Raw genomic sequence first — 20695 nt, forward strand, 5'->3', positions numbered from 1 at the left:
CAAACAGTACCTTACGCTAGAGTCAATAGAGTGTCGCCAACCTGTACAGCGTCACCTTCATTAACTTCTACAGTAGAAACAGTACCAGCACGTGCAGCACGTACTTCTGTTTCCATCTTCATCGCTTCAAGAATTACTAGAACATCACCTTCTTGAACAGCCTGACCTGGAGCAACCTGTACTTTCCAGATGTTACCAGCCAATGGAGCTGGAACGTCTTCACCAGCGCCTGCAGGAGCAGCAGCTGGAGCCGCAGCAGCAGCCGGAGCTACAGCAGAAATATCACCGCCTTCAGTTACTTGTACAACGTAGTTTTGGCCGTTAACAGAGATAGTGTAAGTCTGTGGACCAGTGTTTTTAGGTGCAGCCATTGCTAGTGCGTCCTCTAATGTAGGTGCAGGTTCAAATGCATCAGGGTTGTTACGGTTTTCAAGGAATTTCAAGCCAACCTGAGGGAATAGAGCATAAGTTAGAACGTCATCAATTTCGTTCTCGCCTTCTGTTAGCTCAATACCTTTCTCAGCAGCAAGGTCTTTCAGCTCGCCTACCAACTTGTCCATTTCTGGTTCAAGCAGATCAGCAGGACGACAAGTGATTGCTTCACCACCATCCAATACACGAGCTTGAAGGTCAGCATTGTAAGGAGCAGGAGCTGCACCGTACTCACCTTTCAGAATACCCTGAACTTCTTTAGAGATAGTTTTGTAACGTTCGCCCATTAGGACGTTGATCACAGCCTGAGTACCAACGATTTGAGACGTTGGCGTTACTAGTGGGATCAGACCTAGGTCTTCACGTACACGTGGGATCTCAGCTAGTACTTCATCGAACTTATCTGCAGCACCCTGCTCTTTTAGCTGGTTTTCCATGTTAGTCAACATGCCACCAGGTACCTGAGCAACTAGGATACGAGAGTCTGTACCACGTAGAGAACCTTCAAATTTAGCGTACTTCTTACGTACTTCACGGAAGTAGCCAGCAATCTCTTCTAGAAGATTGATATCTAGACCTGTGTCACGATCAGTACCTGCCAATGCAGCCACTACAGATTCAGTAGACGTATGGCCGTATGTCATAGACATAGAAGAGATAGCAGTATCAACACGGTCGATACCTGCCTCAACAGACTTAAGGATTGTCATATCAGACAGACCAGAAGTCGCGTGAGCGTGCAATTGAACTTCTAGATCAGTCTGAGCTTTTAGACGAGAAACTAGGTCAAATGCATCGTATGGCGTCAGGATACCGGACATATCCTTGATGTTGATGGAATCAGCGCCCATATCTTCAAGAGTTTTTGCATATGCAACCCAGTTATCGATCGTGTGAACTGGACTCTTAGTGTAAGAGATAGTGCCTTGAGCGTGTTTGCCTGTTGCCTTAACTGCTTTGATTGCAGTTTCAAGGTTACGCGGATCGTTCATCGCATCGAAGATACGGAATACGTCTACGCCGTTTACAGCAGCACGCTCACAGAATTTGTTTACAACATCATCAGCGTAGTGACGGTAACCTAGTAGGTTTTGTCCACGCAGGAGCATCTGATGTTTTGTGTTTGGCATTGCTTTTTTAAGCAAGCGGATACGCTCCCACGGATCTTCTCCGATAAAGCGAATACATGAGTCAAATGTTGCGCCGCCCCAGCTTTCTAGGGACCAAAAGCCTACTTTATCTAGCTTTTCCGCGATCGGCAGCATGTCTTCAACTCGCATACGCGTAGCGAATAGCGACTGGTGTGCGTCACGCAGAACTACGTCGGTAATGCCAAGTGGTTTCTTTGCGTCGGTCATGGGTAATGGCCTTCTGTCGATTAATGCAGATTTATTCGTTATTGAGCCGTTCTTATTTACGAACGGTGTTTGTGAACCGCAGCTGTCATGACAGCAATTAACTCATCATTGTTATTTCCAGCTGGCGCTGGTGCAGTCTTTTTTGCTTTTGGCTGCGCTGGTGCTTCAGGGAAAAACTTGACTACCACTTTGGACATTCCTGAAGTAGCGAATACCAACAAAGTAAGAAAGACAACAACGAAGCCCATACCAAAGACCATTAATTCAAGGCCTTCTGATAGCAGATTTTCCATTTTAATGGATGCTCCTGTACTTATCGAAACCCATACGTCAGATATGGCTTTTGGCCACCTAATAATTAGGCTTTCACTGACGGATGTACTGGTTGCAAATGGACCATAATTAAACCCGAAAAGTCTACTCCAGGCAATAATTAGAGGGGATTTTTCGGTCAAAGGGAGGATATGGATCAAAATTTGCTTACAACCTTTGATCCATATTCAGGGAAATATGGTGTTATTCACTCTTTCCAGGGCGATAAACTTTTACATTACTAAAGCCACGCTCCTGCATTTGATGGGCATGCATTTGGCTCATAACACCCTTTTCACAATAAAGAAGATACTCCTTACCTTCTTCAAATTCGTCAGCAGCAGCACCTAAAGCGAAAAACGGAATCAACTGAATTTCACATCCAGGAATATTCAGCGGCTTTTTCTCTTGCTCATGCGGCGCGCGAATATCTACAACAACTTGGTTCTCAGCAACTTTGGTTAATGCTTCAACCTCAGCATGGATATTTACATCCTCCTCAATCTCATCGATGCTGATCACCTGACGACGCTCAAGCGCACGTTCAAGTACATCAAAATCAAAATCAGCTTCTTCCTCTTCCACACGATCCTTCTTAGCACAGGTCGTTGGACGGTCAGAGATCACACCACAATACTCGGGCATATTTTTAGCGAAGTCATAAGCACCGATTTCACGGGTGATATCGATAATATCCTGCTTATCCATTGTCACTAGCGGTCGCACAACTAGCTTTTCAGTAGCCGCATCGATAATGGATAGATTTGGCAAGGTTTGACTAGATACCTGAGCAATACTTTCACCCGTTACCAAGGCATCGATTTTCATTTTATCGGCGACCTGCTCACCGGCGCGCATCATCATGCGCTTCAATACGACACCCATATAGGAATGATGTACGGATTGCAGAATCTCACCAACCACTTCATCAAAAGGAATCGTAATAAACTTCACTCGTGCAGAAGAACCATACTTTTGCCACAAATACAGAGAAACCTGCTTCACACCAATTTCGTGCGCATGCCCACCCAAGTTAAAGAAAACAAAATGAGTTTTACAACCACGACGCATAGACATGTAACTTGCGACTATGGAGTCGAATCCACCAGAAATGAGCGAAAGCGTGGAATCTTGTGTACCTAGAGGGAAGCCACCTAAACCTTTATAGGTATTCGTTACTACATAGAGACTTTCATTACGGATCTCTAGATCAACATAAACATCTGGTTTATGTACATTCACGCCTGCGGTATCGGCGTGCTGATTTAAACCACCACCCACATAACGTTCGACGTCAATCGAACGGAAGTCATGCTTACCAGAGCGCTTAACACGCACTTTGAAGGTTTTACCTTTCAATTGCTCTGCATAGATCGCATGTGCTTTCTCATAAACATCATGAAAATCGCCAAGCGGGTACTCAGTCACTTCGATAAAACTATGAATCCCTGGCGTACGACCTAAAAGATCTACCACCTGCTCGATGATCTCTGCACTTGCACTAACGCACTCTACATCCAGCTTGTCCCACTGACCTTTTACTTTGATCTGCTCATCAATACGGCGTGTCATATTCTGCAAATTGCTCTGCAAACGCTGAATTAGACGCTTACGCACAGGGCGACTTTTAATGGTAATTTCTGGAAACAAACGAATAGAGAACTTCATAGCAACGAGCTCAAAAAATAATTAGGACGAGTATTATAAAGTGTAGGAAGGTAGAGTTACAGATGGCGCGCCCGAGAGGATTCGAACCTCTGACCGCCTGGTTCGTAGCCAGGTACTCTATCCAGCTGAGCTACGGGCGCATATCTGAAATTTTCTTTGGAGTGGCGCGCCCGAGAGGATTCGAACCTCTGACCGCCTGGTTCGTAGCCAGGTACTCTATCCAGCTGAGCTACGGGCGCATCCAAGAAAATAAACCGTTGTTTTTTGAGTGGCGCGCCCGAGAGGATTCGAACCTCTGACCGCCTGGTTCGTAGCCAGGTACTCTATCCAGCTGAGCTACGGGCGCACATCAAAATGGCGGTGAGCGAGGGATTCGAACCCTCGATAGGGGTAAACCTATACGCCCTTAGCAGGGGCGCGCCTTCAGCCACTCGGCCAGCTCACCTAAACAACGGCGCGTACTATAACCAAGTGATTATCAAAAGAAAAGCAAAGTTTGAAAAAAATTACGCTTTATTTCCTTCTTCGGCCTTTTCACGCTGAATACGCTGATAGATCTCTTCTCGATGCACGGATACATCTTTAGGTGCATTAACACCAATACGCACCTGATTACCTTTAACACCAAGCACAGTGACAGTGACATCGTCACCAACCATAAGTGTTTCGCCAACACGGCGAGTAAGAATTAACATGTGTAGAATCTCCTTAGTACTTCCCAGGCCACTCCACCTAAACGGTAGAACACATACTGGCATTCATCCAAATCCCTGCCAGAACGCTGCCTATACAACAACAGCTAACCTAACTATAGACTAGCTTTTTCTAATAACCATTATGAACGGTTATTCACTAACCGAATCATCAACATCCATATCAAAAGCAGTGTGCAGAGAGCGCACCGCCAGCTCCAAATACTTTTCAGCAATCACAACTGAGACCTTAATCTCAGATGTAGAAATCATTTGAATATTAATATTCTCTTCAGCCAAAGCATCAAACATTTTACTCGCTACGCCAGCATGGGATCGCATACCCACACCCACGATAGATACTTTAGCAATCTGATTATCACCAACTACTTCACGTGCACCCAGCTCAGCAGACACCTTCTCAAGGACCGCTTCTGCCGCATCATAATCATTTCTGTGAACAGTGAAGGTAAAGTCCGTTGTATTATCAGCAGCAACATTCTGCACGATAACATCAACTTCTATGTTTGCCTGACTGATCGGACCTAAAATTCGTGATGCAACCCCAGGAACATCAGGCACACCCATTACGGTCAACTTAGCTTCATCGCGGTTAAACGCGATACCTGAAATAACTGGTTTTTCCACGGTTGAATCACCCTCAACGGTAATTAGAGTCCCCGGCCCTTCCTCAAAGCTCGAAAGAACCCGCAACGGCACTTTATATTTTCCTGCAAATTCAACGGCACGGATCTGCAATACTTTAGACCCAAGGCTTGCCATCTCGAGCATTTCTTCAAATGTAATTTGCTCTAGACGCTTAGCACTCGATACTACGCGCGGATCGGTAGTATATACACCATCTACATCAGTATAGATTTGACACTCATCAGCTTTCAGTGCCGCAGCTAGCGCAACACCCGTTGTGTCAGAGCCGCCACGACCGAGCGTGGTGATATTGCCATCAGGGTCTACCCCCTGAAATCCCGCCACAACAACGACTCGCCCAGCTTCTAGATCTGATTTAATAGAGGAAACCTCTATATCTTGGATCCTAGCCTTGGTATGCGAGTTATCCGTAAGAATTTTGACCTGACTGCCCGTATAAGAACGAGCAGGCACACCGCGCTTTTCCAATGCCATACAAAGCAAAGCAATGGTGACTTGCTCTCCGGTGGAGACCAATACGTCCATTTCACGAGCATTAGGTTTTGACTGTATATCTTTAGCTAACGCGATAAGACGGTTCGTCTCACCACTCATAGCGGATACAGCAACAACAACATCGTGCCCTTGCTGCTTAAAACCCTCAACCTTGTCTGCGACTGCTTCTATACGCTCAACAGTCCCGACAGAGGTTCCACCATATTTTTGAACAAAAAGCGCCATGCGTGCACCTAAATCGTTATAGAGCAGCCTCGACTAGAGCTGTTACAGACTCCAGCGTAGCAGGCAGAGCAGCTTGATCTGTACCACCACCCTGAGCAAAATCAGGACGACCACCACCTTTACCGCCCAGCTTAGCTGTAAGCTCTTTAATCAAATCACCAGCGCGAATCTGACCAGTCAGATCTTTAGTCACACCTGCAGCCAAAGCAATTTTGTCATCAGCCACGGTTGCCAACACAACAACACCGCTGCCCAGCTTATTTTTCAACTGATCTATTGTGTCACGCAAGGCTTTAGGTTCTACACCCTCTAGCTGAGCTGCTAGCACTTTAACGCCAGAAACGTCCACTGCGTTACTGATTAGATCAGCACCCTTAGCAGCAGCTAGTTTAGCTTTCATCTGCTCAAGCTCTTTTTCAAGCTGACGATTCTTCGCTTGCTGGTCTTGAAGCTTCTGCTCAAATTGCGCTTTTTGATCCGCAAAATAATCCAGCGCTACAGGACCGGTTACGGCTTCAACACGCCGGATACCGGCAGCCACACCACCTTCAGAAGTAATTTTAAGAAGGCCAATGTCGCCTGTACGCTTAGCATGAGTACCACCACAAAGCTCGATAGAGAAATCATCACCCATCGAAAGTACTCGCACTACATCGTCGTATTTCTCACCGAAAAGAGCCGCTGCACCTTTCTCTTTGGCAGCCTCAATTTCCATGATTTCAGTTACGACTTCTGTGTTCAGACGGATCTGATCGTTAACCATCTTCTCAACTTCAGCGATCTGCTCAGCACTCACCGCTTCAAAATGAGAGAAGTCAAAACGCAGACGCTGATCATCATTCAATGAACCTTTCTGTTGTACATGCTCACCTAGAACTACGCGAAGCGCTTCGTGCAATAAGTGAGTAGCAGAGTGGTTCAGCGCGATCGCCTGACGGCGCTCAGAATCAACTTGAGGAGCAACCTTGTCGCCCACTTTCACAGAACCATTTTCGACAGCACCGTGATGCAGGTTGTTTTTACCCTCTTTCGTACAGTTATTAACTGCAAAGGAACCGTTAACAGCAGTTAATACACCTGTATCACCTACCTGACCACCAGATTCAGCATAGAAAGGTGTTTCATCAAGAACCACTAAACCAGTTTCGCCGGCTGTAAGTTCATCTACAGATTCACCTTCTTTGAATAAGGCAACCACTGAAGATGCTTCGCCAGCAAGATTTTCATAACCGGTGAAGCTAGTTTCACCATCAAGCTTGATAGCATCGTTGTAATCAACAGAGAATTTGCCTGCTGCACGAGCACGCTCACGTTGAGCTTCCATCTCACGCTCAAAGCCTTCTTCGTCAATCGTTAGCTCATGCTCACGAGCAACATCAGCTGTAAGGTCATGCGGGAAACCGTAAGTATCATATAGCTTAAATACTGTTTCACCTGGAATAACATTGCCATTCAGATTATCAATCGCTTCCTGCAACAAACGCATACCGTGATCAAGCGTCTTCGCAAACTGCTCTTCCTCTTTAAGAAGAACACGCTCAACCTGAGCCTGCTTCTCAGCTAGCTCAGGATAAGCTTCACCCATCTCCTTCACTAACGCAGCCACAAGCTGATTAAAGAAAGCACCTTTAGCGCCTAGCTTGTTACCGTGACGTACAGCTCGACGGATGATACGACGTAAAACATAACCTGCACCTTCGTTTGATGGCAGCACACCATCGACAATGAGGAAGGAACAAGAACGGATATGGTCAGCAATTACACGTAGAGATTTATTATCCATATCTGACGTACCAACAGCCGCAGCAGTGGCTTTCAACAGATTCTGGAACATATCAATTTCGTAGTTAGAGTGAACATTCTGCATAACTGCCGCAATTCGCTCTAGGCCCATACCTGTATCAACAGATGGCTTTGGAAGTGGTGTCATTTCACCATCAGCGCTACGGTTGTATTGCATGAATACAACGTTCCAAATTTCGATATAGCGATCACCATCTTCTTCAGGGCTACCTGGAGGACCACCCCACACGTCAGCACCATGATCAAAGAAGATTTCAGTACATGGACCACATGGGCCTGTATCACCCATTGACCAGAAGTTATCTTCATCTAGTTTAGAAAAACGTTCTGGATCTACGCCAACTTCCTCTTTCCAAATACGCTCAGCTTCTTCATCAGAATGGTGAACCGTCACCCACAGGCGCTCTTTTGGAAGGCCTAACGTTTCAGTCAGAAACGTCCAAGCATAGTTGATTGCATCTTTCTTAAAATAATCACCGAAACTAAAGTTTCCAAGCATTTCAAAGAAAGTATGGTGACGCGCTGTATAACCTACGTTTTCAAGGTCATTGTGCTTACCACCAGCACGCACGCATCGCTGCGAGCTTGTCGCTCGTGTGTAATTGCGCTTATCTGTGCCCAAGAACACATCTTTGAACTGTACCATCCCCGCATTTGTAAACATCAGGGTAGGATCATTAGCAGGAATAAGGGAGCTACTTGCTACAACCTCATGTCCTTGCTGGTTAAAGTAATCTAGAAAAGCCTGACGAATCTCGGCACTTGTCATATATTTCATTAGATGAACCGTATGCGTATCCATTCTGGTAAAGCCATCGGCAAGCCTCACTTGCCTACCAACAGCGCAAAATCACCACAAATTATGGGCGCGACATTATATATCGTGAGCGAAAATTGTTCGAATCTTTTTCAGAAATGGGCCTATTCGTACTAAATAGACAAAGAATAATCTGTTTGATTTTAGATTAAGGTAGGTAGCGATTATCTGTATTGCGAAGAAAAAACCTGCTTAACTGCAGGCAGAGAAAAACCTAACCCTTTGAAATCTATAACGATAACATCTCAACATTCATCGTTCGCAACTTGCTCTATAGCAAACTGAATCTCATCTATGGAAAATCCACGCTGACTCATAAAGCGCATGCGCTTACTACGCTCTTTAAAATCTTTATCCGCTAGAGACTCTCTATATTTGCGCCGATAAAGCTCCTCTGCCTGGACAAACCAATCTATATCTAAACCCTCGAGGCAACTAGCAAGCAATTCCGAAGCTATACCCTTCTGTTTTAAATCAAATCGAATTCTAATAAGACCATGCCCTTGCCCCACTCTCATACGCACAAAGCTTTCACAAAAGCGCTGATCAGATAAGTACCCGTCCTCTTCTAGACTTTGCAAGACACTATCTAGATCCGCCCCCTCAATACTACGGGCCAGCTTCTGGCTTAGTTCTTTATAAGAATATTCGCGCCGTGACAGTAACTGAATTGCCTTGTTCCATGCCTCTTTATTAGGATTTTCATCCATAACCAACCCTCTTTAAACGAAAAAACCTCCATCTATAGACGGAGGTTTTACTGTGCTAACTTAGCGCCTTAAATTAGATCTAGGCTTTCAGTTTTATCTTCAGCGTCATCTTCTTTCGGTGCAGGCGTCGAAAGCAAGCGATTACGAAGTTCTGTTTCAATTTCATTCGCAATCTCAGGGTTTTCTTCCAAGAATTTAGATGCATTGGCCTTACCTTGACCAATCTTATCGCCATTGTAGGCATACCAAGCACCCGACTTATCAACCAAACCTTCTTTAACACCTAGGTCGATAACTTCACCCATATGGTAGATACCTTCACCATACATAATCTGGAACTCAGCCTGACGGAACGGCGGTGAAACTTTGTTCTTCACAACTTTCACACGCGTCTCGTTACCAACGACCTCATCACCTTTCTTAACCGCACCAGTACGGCGGATGTCTAGACGAACAGATGAATAGAATTTAAGCGCATTACCACCCGTTGTAGTCTCAGGGTTACCAAACATAACCCCAATCTTCATACGAATCTGGTTAATGAATACCAACAAGCAGTTAGAGCTCTTAACATTACCCGTCAACTTACGTAGCGCCTGAGACATCAAACGAGCCTGAAGACCAACATGGGAATCACCCATATCACCTTCGATCTCTGCCTTCGGAGTCAAAGCAGCTACAGAGTCGACAATAATTACATCAACTGCGTTAGATCGAACTAGCATATCTGTAATTTCTAGCGCCTGCTCACCTGTATCTGGCTGTGAAACCAGCAGACTATCCACATCTACACCTAGCTTCTCTGCATAGATAGGATCTAGGGCATGCTCAGCATCAACAAAGGCACAGGTTTTGCCCTGTTTCTGAGCTTCAGCAACCACCTGCAATGTCAGCGTTGTTTTACCAGAAGATTCAGGACCATAAATTTCAACGATACGGCCATACGGCAATCCGCCTATGCCAAGCGCGATATCTAGACCAAGGGAGCCAGTAGAAACTGATGGAATCGCTTCACGAGGCTGGTCCCCCATACGCATCACTGCGCCTTTACCAAACTGCCTTTCAATTTGACCTAACGCTGCGTCTAATGCTTTTTTGCGATTTGCGTCCATCTTCGACCCTACTTTCTCTGAATTCACATTGTGCGCATCTTATCACTGCGCAAAATACTGTATGTATGGACAGTATTATTTCACAAGTTTTCCGGATTGCAACCCTCAATCAGATAAGTTCTGCAAAATCCCTTCCAACGCCACGCTAACTGCTTGTTTTCGAACTGATTCACGATCACCTTCAAAACAGTATTTTTTTGTTCTAACTGGTTTACTTTGTTCTGCCCAGGCAAACCATACAGTACCTACAGGCTTTTCTTCACTTCCACCATCCGGCCCTGCAATACCACTCGTTGCCACAGATAGATGCGCCCCACTATTCTTAAGAGCACCTTCCGCCATTTGCGCTACTACCTCAGCAGACACGGCTCCATATTTCTCTAAGGTATCTGTTGATACACCAAGTGCCCTTTGCTTAGAGGCATTACTGTATGTAACAAAGCCACAATCAAACCACGCAGAGCTACCAGGTATTGCAGTTACCTCTTGTGCAATCCAGCCACCAGTGCATGATTCGGCTGTTGCGATAAAAAATTTTTTTGCCTGTAATTTTTCAGCGATATCCGTCAGTGGTAATTGCATATTAATCCACCCTATTCAAACTATTTAAGCCGCTTTATTTACCGTACAATGCCTGAAATTAAGTTTGCGTAACAACTCTTTATTTCATCATTTAGTAATTAATATCTCTATGACCAAACAAGCAGCGACTACCCACACTCCAATGATGCAGCAATACCTACGCATCAAAGCTCAACACCCTAATCAATTGGTGTTTTATCGGATGGGTGACTTCTATGAGCTGTTTTATGACGATGCCAAAAAAGCTGCGGATCTGTTAGATATTTCTCTTACTGCACGAGGCAAATCAGGTGGCGAGCCTATCCCTATGGCTGGCATTCCTTACCATGCAGCAGAGAATTACGTCGGCAAAATTGTTCGTGCAGGCGAATCCGTAGTTATTTGCGAACAGATAGGAGATCCCGCTACTAGTAAAGGACCTGTAGAGCGAGCAGTTGCGCGAATCATCACACCAGGCACCGTAAGTGATGAAGCACTTCTTGATGAAAATAGAGATAACTTACTGGTAGCCATTAATCAGTCTGGCGACACTTACGGATTGGCTATTGTGGATATCGCTTCAGGTCGTTTTAGCCTGATGGAAATTGATAATCAAGACACGCTTATGAGTGAACTTGAGCGCTTACGCCCATCTGAAACACTCTTCAATGAAGATAGTCAGCTACATGACGTATTAAGCCAACGCAAAGGCCTACGTCCACAATCCCCTTGGCACTTTGAAGCAGATACCGCCAACGATCTGTTATGCCAACAATTTAAAGTCAAAGATTTGAGTGGGTTTGGTTGCGATCATCTAGCGGTTGCGACAACTGCTGCTGGTTGCTTATTACAATATGCGAAGGAAACCCAGCGTACCTCACTACCTCATATCAGACGTATTCAGATTGAACAACATAATGACTGTGTAGCTCTGGATGCTGCGACACGTAAAAACCTAGAACTAGATCAAAATTTATCTGGTGGCTTTGATAACACCCTCGCTAAGGTCATTGATAAATGCCGCACTCCAATGGGAAGTCGCTTATTAAGGCGATGGCTACACCGTCCGATTCAAGACAGAGCAACCTTATGCGCACGACAAGCCTCTATTCAGTGGTTGATTGACAACTATCACTTCGAAACGGTTCAAAGCACACTCAAACTCATCGGTGACAGCGAACGTATCTTAGCCCGTATCGCACTAAGATCAGCACGCCCACGCGATTTGGAACGATTAAAAACATCTCTTAATTCATTACCTTTACTTCAGCAACAGATCGAAGCAACCAGTGTTCCGTTAGTGAACGAGTTATCTGAGCAAATCTCAGAATTCCCAAACTTGGCAGAGCTTCTAACCAAAGCTGTGATAGAAAACCCTCCGGTAGTCATTCGTGAAGGCGGTGTAATTGCTGATGGCTATGATGCTGAACTAGATGAACTACGTGGCATTAGTGAAAATGCAGGCGCATACCTACTAGAGCTAGAACAGAAAGAACGAGATCGTACCGGCATTGCCACCTTGAAAGTAGGCTACAACCGCGTGCACGGCTATTTTATTGAGATAGGCAAAGCACAAAATGCCGAATTGCCTGCAGAGTATATTCGCCGCCAAACACTTAAAAATGCTGAACGTTATATTACGCCTGAGCTAAAAGAATTCGAAGACAAGGCACTATCAGCAAAAAGCCGAGCGCTCACCCGTGAAAAGGCACTATACGAATCCCTGATAGAAACCATTGCTGAAGAGCTGGCTGATCTACAAGATTCTGCTTCCGCTATTGCAGAGCTAGATGTACTCGCTAACCTTGCAGAACGTGCCACTACGCTAGATTATGTTCCACCGACACTGACAGATACACCACAGATCAAAATACAGCGTGGCCGCCACCCCGTAGTGGAAACTGTATTAACAGAGCCTTTCGTAGCTAACGATTTAGATTTGGATACTGAGCGAAAGATGCTCGTTATCACAGGTCCAAACATGGGCGGTAAATCTACCTATATGCGCCAAGCAGCGCTAATTACCCTCCTTGCCCATATTGGTAGTTATGTTCCTGCTTCAGCTGCAACAATTGGCATTGTTGATCGCATTTTTACCCGTATGGGATCGTCCGATGACCTTGCAGGAGGACGCTCAACGTTCATGGTCGAAATGACCGAAACAGCCAACATTATGCATAATGCGACAGAACGCAGCTTAGTCTTAATGGATGAAGTAGGCCGTGGCACAAGCACATTTGACGGTTTATCTCTCGCTTGGGCCTGCGCGGATAACCTTGCCCGAGAAACTAAAGCATTTACCTTGTTTGCTACACACTATTTTGAACTAACCAGCTTGCCAGAGCAGGTAGCATCAGTCTTTAATGTTCACCTAACTGCCGTAGAACACAATGATCACATTGTCTTTCTACATGAAGTTAAAGAAGGCCCAGCAAGCCAGAGCTATGGCCTGCAAGTAGCGCAGCTTGCTGGGGTACCATTACCCGTGATCCAACAAGCAAAAACTAAGCTTATGCAACTTGAACAAGATGTTGCGGTCAGCGCTCAACTTAGCAGCCCGCCACCTCCAGTTCAAAATGACATGTTTGCAGCGCCGGAACCCAAGGCCTTGAAAGAGCTAAAGAAAATATCGCCAGACGACCTCTCTCCAAGAGAAGCACTAGATATTCTCTATAAACTCAAAGAACTCGTTTAAATTTCACCCACAAAAAAACCGCCAATCGGCGGTTTTTTTATAACAGTGAACTTGAGTTTACTGCTGCAGTAAATCCTCTCCGCTCAAACCATTTTTTTCAACGATATCACGCAACTTACGCAAAGCTTCCACTTGGATTTGACGAACACGCTCACGTGTCAGGCCAATTTCACGCCCAACCTCTTCCAACGTACTCATCTCATAACCTCTGAGACCAAATCGACGCGATAACACTTCCGCATGCTTTTCAGGCAGAGCATCCAGCCATTTATCTAGATTACCACTGATATTTGAGCTTTGAAGCAAAGTTGCCGGATCTGAAGATACAGCATCAGGGATCGTATCAAGCAAAGACTTGTCAGAATCTTTACCCATTGGTGTATCAACAGAGCTGACACGCTCGTTAAGGCCTAACATCCGCTCAACATTTTCAACCGGCTTATCTACCAGTTCAGCAATTTCTTCTGGTGAAGGTTCATGATCTAACTTTTGCGCCAGCTCTCTTGCTGCTCGCAAATATACATTCAGCTCTTTAACAACATGGATAGGCAATCGAATGGTACGAGTCTGATTCATAATCGCTCGTTCAATCGTTTGTCGAATCCACCAAGTTGCATATGTAGAAAAACGGAACCCCCTTTCTGGATCAAATTTCTCTACAGCACGAATTAACCCTAAATTTCCCTCTTCAATCAGGTCAAGAAGAGTTAAACCGCGATTGATATATCTACGTGCAATTTTAACGACCAGACGTAGATTACTTTCGATCATGCGCTTACGCGCTGCTTCATCCCCTTTGAGGGCACGACGAGAGAAATACACCTCTTCTTCCGCACTCAATAGCGGCGAGAAGCCTATTTCATTCAGGTAAAGTTGGGTTGCATCCAAGTTTTTGGCATTAAGTAGGTCTTTATGAGCCATACTACCGCGCCCACGACCACTATTTAGAAACTCTGGTTCAGCTTTCTGAGGCGTTCCATCTGTTTCCTCATCATGAGTTTCTTCAGTCAGCTCTTCGCTTTCAACAGCGATATCCTGCACATCCGTTTTGCAGTTATTATCGATATTTTCCATTGCCCGTTCCCTTAACCAATCAGTGCTATCACGCGTTTATACGTTATTTTTTATTATTATGTTTTCTTATAATTATTGTTTCGGCAGATATCGAAGAGGGTTTACTGGCTTACCATCACGACGTATCTCAAAGTGGAGCATCACGCGATCTGTACCTGAATTTCCCATCTCCGCAATTTTCTGGCCTTTATCAACCATATCATTTTCTTTGACTAAAACACGACTATTATGTGCATAAGCGCTTAAAAACTGCTGATTATGGTCAACAATAACTAAATTACCATAACCTAATAAACCGCTTCCAGCATAGACAACTCGGCCTTTAGCCGCAGCCGTGATCTTAGCCCCGTAAGCGGAGGCGATATTAATCCCTTTATTAACTGCTCCCTTTGTTTTAAACGTAGATACGATCTTACCGGATGCTGGCCATCCCCATTTGATTGGCCCAGCAGTAACTTTTGGGGGCTTCGCCTTAGCTTTAGGAACAGGTTTGGCTACCACTTTTTGTGGTTCAGCTTTTGCAGTAACTATAGGCTTAGCTAGCGGCTTAGCAGCAACTTTTACTTTTGGAGTGGTATTCTGAGGCTTATTTATCGTTTTTTGGTGACTAGATACAATTGTCGGCTTTGGCGCAACGATGGAAGCATCGCGTACAATCGATTCTGAAACAGTGCTTTTCGGCACAGGCTTTAAACTCAGTTTCTGGCCTGGGAAAATATTGTAATTACTGGATATACCATTCCTTTTAGCTAATTCCCGATAATCCATCCCATATCTAAAGGCGATAGAATACAGAGTATCACCTTTACGAACCTGATATTGGTTAGGTTGAGGCTGAGCAGAAACAGGCACCGAACGATCGCTTACTGGCGCATAGGTCTTCCCTCCACATGCAACCAGCAGAAATGAGCAACACAGTAACAGACAACCCTTCAAGCCCATTGAACTATACCCCAGCCTCTACCCCTCTGACCTCCGGCCCATTCGTTCAATCAACAATACAGCTGCAGCACCAACAATCATTAAACCAACAGAATATAAAAAAAAGGAAGGTTGCCCAGTCATAGACTCAAATGAGAACGGCGAAATATTCTCCTGCACTAAAGGCACCTGCTCACCATGTCTATTGATGGAGTAAGCAGTTGTATACTTCCACGGCCATACCTTATTAAGGGAGCCCAGCATAAAACCGCCTAACAAAGCCAAAGTCGTTGTTTTAAATGAACTAAACATCCAACTTAAAACCCGAGAAAAGCTCAATAGACCAACCGCACAGCCAGCAGCAAAAACACCTAAGGTAAATAGTTCAATATTTTTGATTGCCATCAAGATAGGCGTGTACATACCCAGCAATAGAAGAATAAAGCTACCTGAGATACCCGGCAAAATCATGGCACAAATAGCCACCATACCGGCTAAGAAGATAAATAACGGCGTTGCCTCGATTGTGGTTGGCGATATAGAGGTAATCATATACGCAGCTATAGTTCCGGCGATAAACGCGGTAAAGCTATTACTATCCCATTGCTCTATATGCCTGCAGACAGACCATACTGAGGCCAAAATCAGGCCAAAGAAGAACGACCACAGTAACTCAGGATATTCAGCCAACCAAAAGAGCACCACCTTTGCGACAGTCACCAAGCTGATAAAAATACCTAACACAAGCGTCAGCAAAAAAGTGCCATTAACATGTTTCCAAGCTGCAACGGGGCCCTGTTTGAACAACACAAACAAAGCTTCTGGCCCAAACTGCTTCAAGGAATAAATAAGCTCTTCATAAATACCTGTCATGAAGGCAATCGTGCCACCTGATACTCCTGGCACCGCATCAGCAGCCCCCATCATCATCCCTTTGCCCGACAATGCTAGATAGTCGCGCCACGTTCTTCCTTCTTGCTTCAACTTACTACCTCACCGTACCACTTAACAAAGGCACAAACTTCACACAGTCTAAAATTTCTGTACTGAACTCATCTTCAGACAATCTAACAACCAAATTTAACTTTTGAGAATCGCTACCACCTACCGGAATAATTAAGCGACCACCAATAGCCAGCTGCTGCTTTAACTCTTCTGGTACAGATTCTGGAGCACAGGCAGCCAAGATACCATCATAAGGCGCTTTCGAAGACCAACCCATACCACCATCAGTATGCTTAAATTGAACATTATTTAGGCCAATTAACTTCAAACGTTCCCTAGCCCTATCCTGTAGTGGTTTAATACGCTCTACACTGTAAAGCTGACCTACCAATGGCGCCAGAATCGATGTTTGATAACCAGAACCGGTTCCCACTTCCAGAACTTTTTGCAATGGCCTTTCCGACAGAAGCACCTCTGTCATTTTCGCTACGATGAAGGGCTGCGAAATAGTCTGGTTGTAACCAATTGGCAAAGCAGTATCTTCGTAAGCTCTATGAGATAAAGCCTCATCGATAAAAATATGTCTAGGCGTATTCCTCATCACATCCAGAACACTCTCGTCCTGAATTCCCTGATCTCTTAATCGATTAATCAAACGATCCCTTGTTCGCTGCGAAGTCATTCCTATTCCGCGTAATTGCTGATCGTTCAAATACTATTCTCCAACCATTCACCCACATTATCCATGCCAGAGTATTGCGTCATATCAGCATGTAAGGGGGTTATAGATACACATTTCTCACTTAAAGCATAAAAGTCCGTGCCTGGGCCCGCATCTGCAGCTGGACCCGCTCCCGCTATCCAATAACGCGTTTTGCCACGAGGATCTTCTGTTGCTATCGGCTTTCCAGCACAGGTTCTGTGACCTAAACGTGTTACATGTATACCCGCAAAATCATCAAGAGGACAATCAGGAACGTTGACGTTTATTACTGTACGGGGAGCGACATTCAGGTGTTGAATGTTTTCGACCAAATTCTTAGCAACTTGAGCCGCAGAGTCGTAATGTGCTGGATGAAACTCTCCAGAAGATATCGCAATAGCGGGAAAGCGTAGATGACGTCCTTCCATAGCTGCAGCAACCGTCCCAGAGTAGATGACATCGTCGCCTAAATTTGGACCAGCATTTATCCCAGAAACAACAACATCTGGCTCAAAACCGAATACACCTGAACTACCTAAATGCACACAATCTGTTGGGGTGCCATTAATCCCAATAAAGCCATTTTCATGCTCAAAGGCTTCTAGTGGACGATCCAACGTTAACGAATTACTCGCACCACTACGATTACGGTCTGGGGCAACCACCAGAATCTCTCCAACCTCGGCTAAGGCTCTTGCTAAAGCAGCGAGGCCTGGTGCATAGACACCATCATCATTAGAGATCAGTATCTTCATTTATCCCTCATTACTTTCAGGCTGGGTAACATTGCAGAGCTCCCGCAATACACTGGTTGCAAATGCCCCTGAAGGCAGGCCAAATTCAAGCCAACATTCAGTCTCATTAATCACATTAATCTCTAACTGCAGGGGAAGCAATCGAAGAGATCTACGCTCTTGTTTTAACGTTAGTTTTTCAAGCAAATCACTGACCTCAGACCAGCGTCCGACCTGCTCTTGCTCCCATTTTTCAGCTGCTGCATTTGGTAGCATATCTCCACCGCCCCACATTGGGCCGGTAAGATTAATCTCTTTATCCGTTAAACGTTGCTGTAATTCATCGGTTGCTTCATCTTCGACAAAACAGCTTTGGCTTCCTGCCAACATCAATGCATCACCATCAAGAATGGTATTCCACAAGCCTTGATCTAACCTTTGAGATAAAACCTGATTAAATACCCAAGAGCGAACAGCAGAGATATAAATCCCCTTCTTATTTCTTTGCCGCTCCTGATATTCGCCGCGCAACAGCGCGATCCCTTTATCTAAATTACCATAGTCCCGACCGAACCGTTGCTCGCCAAAATAGTTGGGTACACCCTCTTTTGCCACATAATCTACGCGCTGCTGCAGTTCATTCATATTAGTAATCTGGCGAAGTCGCAATTTAAAGCGGTTCCCCTGAAGAGCACCTAGACGCAGCTTTCTTTGGTGCCTAACAGCTTTAAGAACCTTGATGCTATCGCCACCAAATAACTTCCAATTCAAATTACGCTTGATCGGGAATTTCGCACAAAACCATTGTTCAGTTACAGCATGACGATCTTTTTTACCCGCATAACTAACATCTCGAGGGCTAATTTGGGCAAAATTTGCTAATTGCCTAGCAACCCAATCAGTATTTTCACCGCATTTGCGAATATAAAGAAACACATGTTCGCCTGATCCTTCAGGCTCAAACCCTAGCTGTTCGATAACCTGAAAATCCTCTGGGCACCTGCGGATCACGGCAGAACCAGTAGGCATTTCATTGAGATATGTAAATTCTGTAGGCAGGGATGTCATAAAAGGTTACTTCTCTGAGGCGGGTTCCACCAGCTGGAAAAAGGACTCATCTTCTTTGATCATACCAAGCTCACTACGAGCCCGCTCTTCCAAAGCAGCATTACCCTTTTTAAGATCTAGAACTTCGGCTTCTAGCTCACTATTCCGCTGACTAAGCTCTTGATTAATGCCTTGTTGCAGTTCTATTTTGGCATTTAGAGCCCAAATATCGCGCAGGTTTGCCTCCCCAAACCACAATCTGTACTGCAGTCCGAGTATCAAAAATAATATAAGGGCAACCAACCAGCGATACATAGATTTCTTATAAGTAAAAAAGGGGGCATTAAGCCCCCTTTTTATATCAGACTATTACGTAGGGTACTACGCTTAGCCCTGACCTTTCACTTCAGAAAGGCCGTTGTAGATTGCGCCGTCACCTAGCTCTTCTTCGATACGTAGAAGACGGTTGTACTTAGCTACACGGTCAGAACGGCATAGAGAACCAGTCTTAATCTGGCCTGCAGCTGTACCAACTGCTAGATCTGCAATAGTTGTATCTTCAGTTTCACCAGAACGGTGAGAGATAACCGCCGTGAAACCTGCATCTTTCGCCATCTTGATTGCGTCTAGCGTCTCAGACAAAGAACCAATCTGGTTGAATTTGATCAGGATTGAGTTACCGATGCTCTGCTCGATACCACGTGACAGAATTTTCGTGTTAGTTACGAACAAGTCATCACCAACCAACTGCACTTTGTCACCGATTTTCTTAGTTAGGTAAGCCCAACCATCCCAATCAGACTCGTCTAGACCATCTTCGATGGAAACAATTGGGTAGTTTTCAGTTAGTGCTGCAAGATAATCACCAAAGCCTTCTGCATCAAAGACTTTACCTTCACCGGAAAGGTCGTATTTACCTTCTTTGTAGAACTCAGATGCAGCACAGTCTAGTGCTAGCGTTACATCTTTACCTAGCTCGTAACCCGCTTTATCGATTGCTTCTTTAATAACAACCAAAGCTTCTTCGTTCGATGCAAGGTTTGGAGCAAAACCACCTTCATCACCAACAGCAGTGTTTAGGCCTTTTGCTTTTAGAACAGCTTTTAGTGCGTGGAAAATTTCCGCACCACAACGCAAGCCTTCAGAGAACTTGTCGAAGTTTACTGGCTGAACCATAAACTCTTGGATATCAACGTTGTTATCCGCATGCTCACCACCGTTAAGGATGTTCATCATCGGTAGTGGTAGGGAGAACTGACCTGGAGTACCGTTAATCTCTGCAATGTGAGCGTATAGAGGCATGCCTTTTTCTGTAGCTGCTGCTTTTGCCGCTGCAAGAGATACCGCTAGGATTGCGTTTGCACCTAGGTTTTCTTTGTTTTCAGTACCATCAAGCTCTAGCATTTTATTATCTAGCGCGCGCTGATCTGTTACATCCATGCCCGTTAGCGCTTCACGGATAACACCGTTAACCGCTGCAACCGCTTTTTGTACGCCTTTACCTAGGTAACGGCCTTTATCACCATCACGCAGTTCTAGCGCTTCGCGAGAACCCGTTGACGCACCAGAAGGCGCACAGGCAGAACCAATCACGCCAGATGCAAGAATTACATCAGCTTCAACTGTTGGGTTACCACGAGAATCCAGTACTTCGCGGGCTTTGATATCAGAGATCTGTGCCATGGGGAAATAACTCCAGAAATTTTACGTTCTGGGGGCGTC

Annotated in this window: 18 protein-coding genes and 4 tRNA genes; 1 reads left to right on the forward strand and 21 read right to left on the reverse strand. The window is 45.0% G+C overall.

Translation table 11 applies throughout. The features are described 5' to 3' along the window. Positions 1-11: 11 nt before the first annotated feature. The 13 genes from oadA to pncC all read right to left on the reverse strand — a co-directional run bounded on the left by oadA (position 12) and on the right by pncC (position 10875). Positions 12-1790 carry a sodium-extruding oxaloacetate decarboxylase subunit alpha gene (gene oadA / locus ACMXYO_RS14390; RefSeq protein ID WP_415882414.1) on the reverse strand — a complete coding sequence of 593 codons (1779 nt, stop codon included), beginning with the start codon at positions 1788-1790 and terminating at the stop codon, positions 12-14. Positions 1791-1846: 56 nt separating this feature from the next. Then, complete coding sequence (locus tag ACMXYO_RS14395; RefSeq protein ID WP_415885801.1) at positions 1847-2083, reverse strand: OadG family protein; 237 nt, start codon at positions 2081-2083, stop codon at positions 1847-1849. Between the two features lie 223 nt (positions 2084-2306). Then, on the reverse strand, positions 2307-3770 hold the full coding sequence (gene thiI, locus ACMXYO_RS14400; protein ID WP_415885802.1) for a tRNA uracil 4-sulfurtransferase ThiI: 1464 nt from the start codon (positions 3768-3770) through the stop codon (positions 2307-2309). Positions 3771-3833: 63 nt separating this feature from the next. Beyond that, positions 3834-3910 (reverse strand) — tRNA-Arg (locus tag ACMXYO_RS14405). Between the two features lie 22 nt (positions 3911-3932). Then, positions 3933-4009: transfer RNA gene (locus tag ACMXYO_RS14410), tRNA-Arg, on the reverse strand. Positions 4010-4039: 30 nt separating this feature from the next. Beyond that, positions 4040-4116: transfer RNA gene (locus ACMXYO_RS14415), tRNA-Arg, on the reverse strand. A gap of 9 nt (positions 4117-4125) precedes the next feature. Next, positions 4126-4215: transfer RNA gene (locus ACMXYO_RS14420), tRNA-Ser, on the reverse strand. Between the two features lie 61 nt (positions 4216-4276). Next, complete coding sequence (csrA, locus tag ACMXYO_RS14425; protein ID WP_415882418.1) at positions 4277-4465, reverse strand: carbon storage regulator CsrA; 189 nt, start codon at positions 4463-4465, stop codon at positions 4277-4279. Between the two features lie 150 nt (positions 4466-4615). Next, positions 4616-5851, reverse strand: coding sequence for an aspartate kinase (locus tag ACMXYO_RS14430; protein WP_415885803.1), 1236 nt, complete (start codon positions 5849-5851; stop codon positions 4616-4618). Between the two features lie 16 nt (positions 5852-5867). Beyond that, positions 5868-8423, reverse strand: a complete 2556-nt coding sequence (alaS, locus tag ACMXYO_RS14435) for an alanine--tRNA ligase (RefSeq protein WP_415888109.1) — start codon at positions 8421-8423, stop codon at positions 5868-5870. A gap of 293 nt (positions 8424-8716) precedes the next feature. Further along, on the reverse strand, positions 8717-9181 hold the full coding sequence (locus tag ACMXYO_RS14440) for a regulatory protein RecX (protein ID WP_415885805.1): 465 nt from the start codon (positions 9179-9181) through the stop codon (positions 8717-8719). Positions 9182-9249: 68 nt separating this feature from the next. Further along, a complete protein-coding gene (gene recA / locus ACMXYO_RS14445; RefSeq protein ID WP_415882421.1) occupies positions 9250-10293 on the reverse strand; it encodes a recombinase RecA in 1044 nt (347 codons plus the stop codon). Between the two features lie 105 nt (positions 10294-10398). Continuing rightward, positions 10399-10875: a nicotinamide-nucleotide amidase gene (gene pncC / locus ACMXYO_RS14450; RefSeq protein ID WP_415885806.1), complete on the reverse strand. Its 477-nt coding sequence runs from the start codon at positions 10873-10875 to the stop codon at positions 10399-10401. 109 nt (positions 10876-10984) lie between these two features. On the opposite strand from pncC, the gene mutS reads away from it, so the two are divergent. Beyond that, positions 10985-13549: a DNA mismatch repair protein MutS gene (gene mutS / locus ACMXYO_RS14455; protein WP_415885808.1), complete on the forward strand. Its 2565-nt coding sequence runs from the start codon at positions 10985-10987 to the stop codon at positions 13547-13549. Positions 13550-13606: 57 nt separating this feature from the next. Here mutS and rpoS read toward each other — a convergent pair whose 3' ends face one another. The 8 genes from rpoS to eno all read right to left on the reverse strand — a co-directional run bounded on the left by rpoS (position 13607) and on the right by eno (position 20656). Further along, positions 13607-14623, reverse strand: a complete 1017-nt coding sequence (rpoS, locus tag ACMXYO_RS14460; RefSeq protein WP_415885810.1) for an RNA polymerase sigma factor RpoS — start codon at positions 14621-14623, stop codon at positions 13607-13609. Positions 14624-14695: 72 nt separating this feature from the next. After that, positions 14696-15565 (reverse strand): peptidoglycan DD-metalloendopeptidase family protein, encoded by an 870-nt coding sequence (locus tag ACMXYO_RS14465; protein WP_415885811.1) that lies wholly within the window; start codon positions 15563-15565, stop codon positions 14696-14698. 18 nt (positions 15566-15583) lie between these two features. Next, entirely contained in the window at positions 15584-16528 is a 945-nt protein-coding gene (locus ACMXYO_RS14470; RefSeq protein WP_415885813.1) for a DUF368 domain-containing protein, read from the reverse strand. Positions 16529-16532: 4 nt separating this feature from the next. Next, a complete protein-coding gene (locus ACMXYO_RS14475; protein WP_415885815.1) occupies positions 16533-17171 on the reverse strand; it encodes a protein-L-isoaspartate(D-aspartate) O-methyltransferase in 639 nt (212 codons plus the stop codon). A 26-nt stretch (positions 17172-17197) separates the two neighbouring features. Further along, complete coding sequence (gene surE / locus ACMXYO_RS14480) at positions 17198-17947, reverse strand: 5'/3'-nucleotidase SurE (protein ID WP_415885816.1); 750 nt, start codon at positions 17945-17947, stop codon at positions 17198-17200. Further along, positions 17948-18994: a tRNA pseudouridine(13) synthase TruD gene (truD, locus tag ACMXYO_RS14485; RefSeq protein ID WP_415885817.1), complete on the reverse strand. Its 1047-nt coding sequence runs from the start codon at positions 18992-18994 to the stop codon at positions 17948-17950. Positions 18995-19000: 6 nt separating this feature from the next. Continuing rightward, a complete protein-coding gene (gene ftsB, locus ACMXYO_RS14490; protein ID WP_415885818.1) occupies positions 19001-19288 on the reverse strand; it encodes a cell division protein FtsB in 288 nt (95 codons plus the stop codon). Positions 19289-19360: 72 nt separating this feature from the next. After that, positions 19361-20656, reverse strand: coding sequence for a phosphopyruvate hydratase (eno, locus tag ACMXYO_RS14495; RefSeq protein ID WP_415885819.1), 1296 nt, complete (start codon positions 20654-20656; stop codon positions 19361-19363). Positions 20657-20695: the final 39 nt, after the last annotated feature.

This window comes from Neptuniibacter sp. QD37_6, from assembly GCF_047778085.1.
GTDB lineage: Bacteria > Pseudomonadota > Gammaproteobacteria > Pseudomonadales > Balneatricaceae > Neptuniibacter.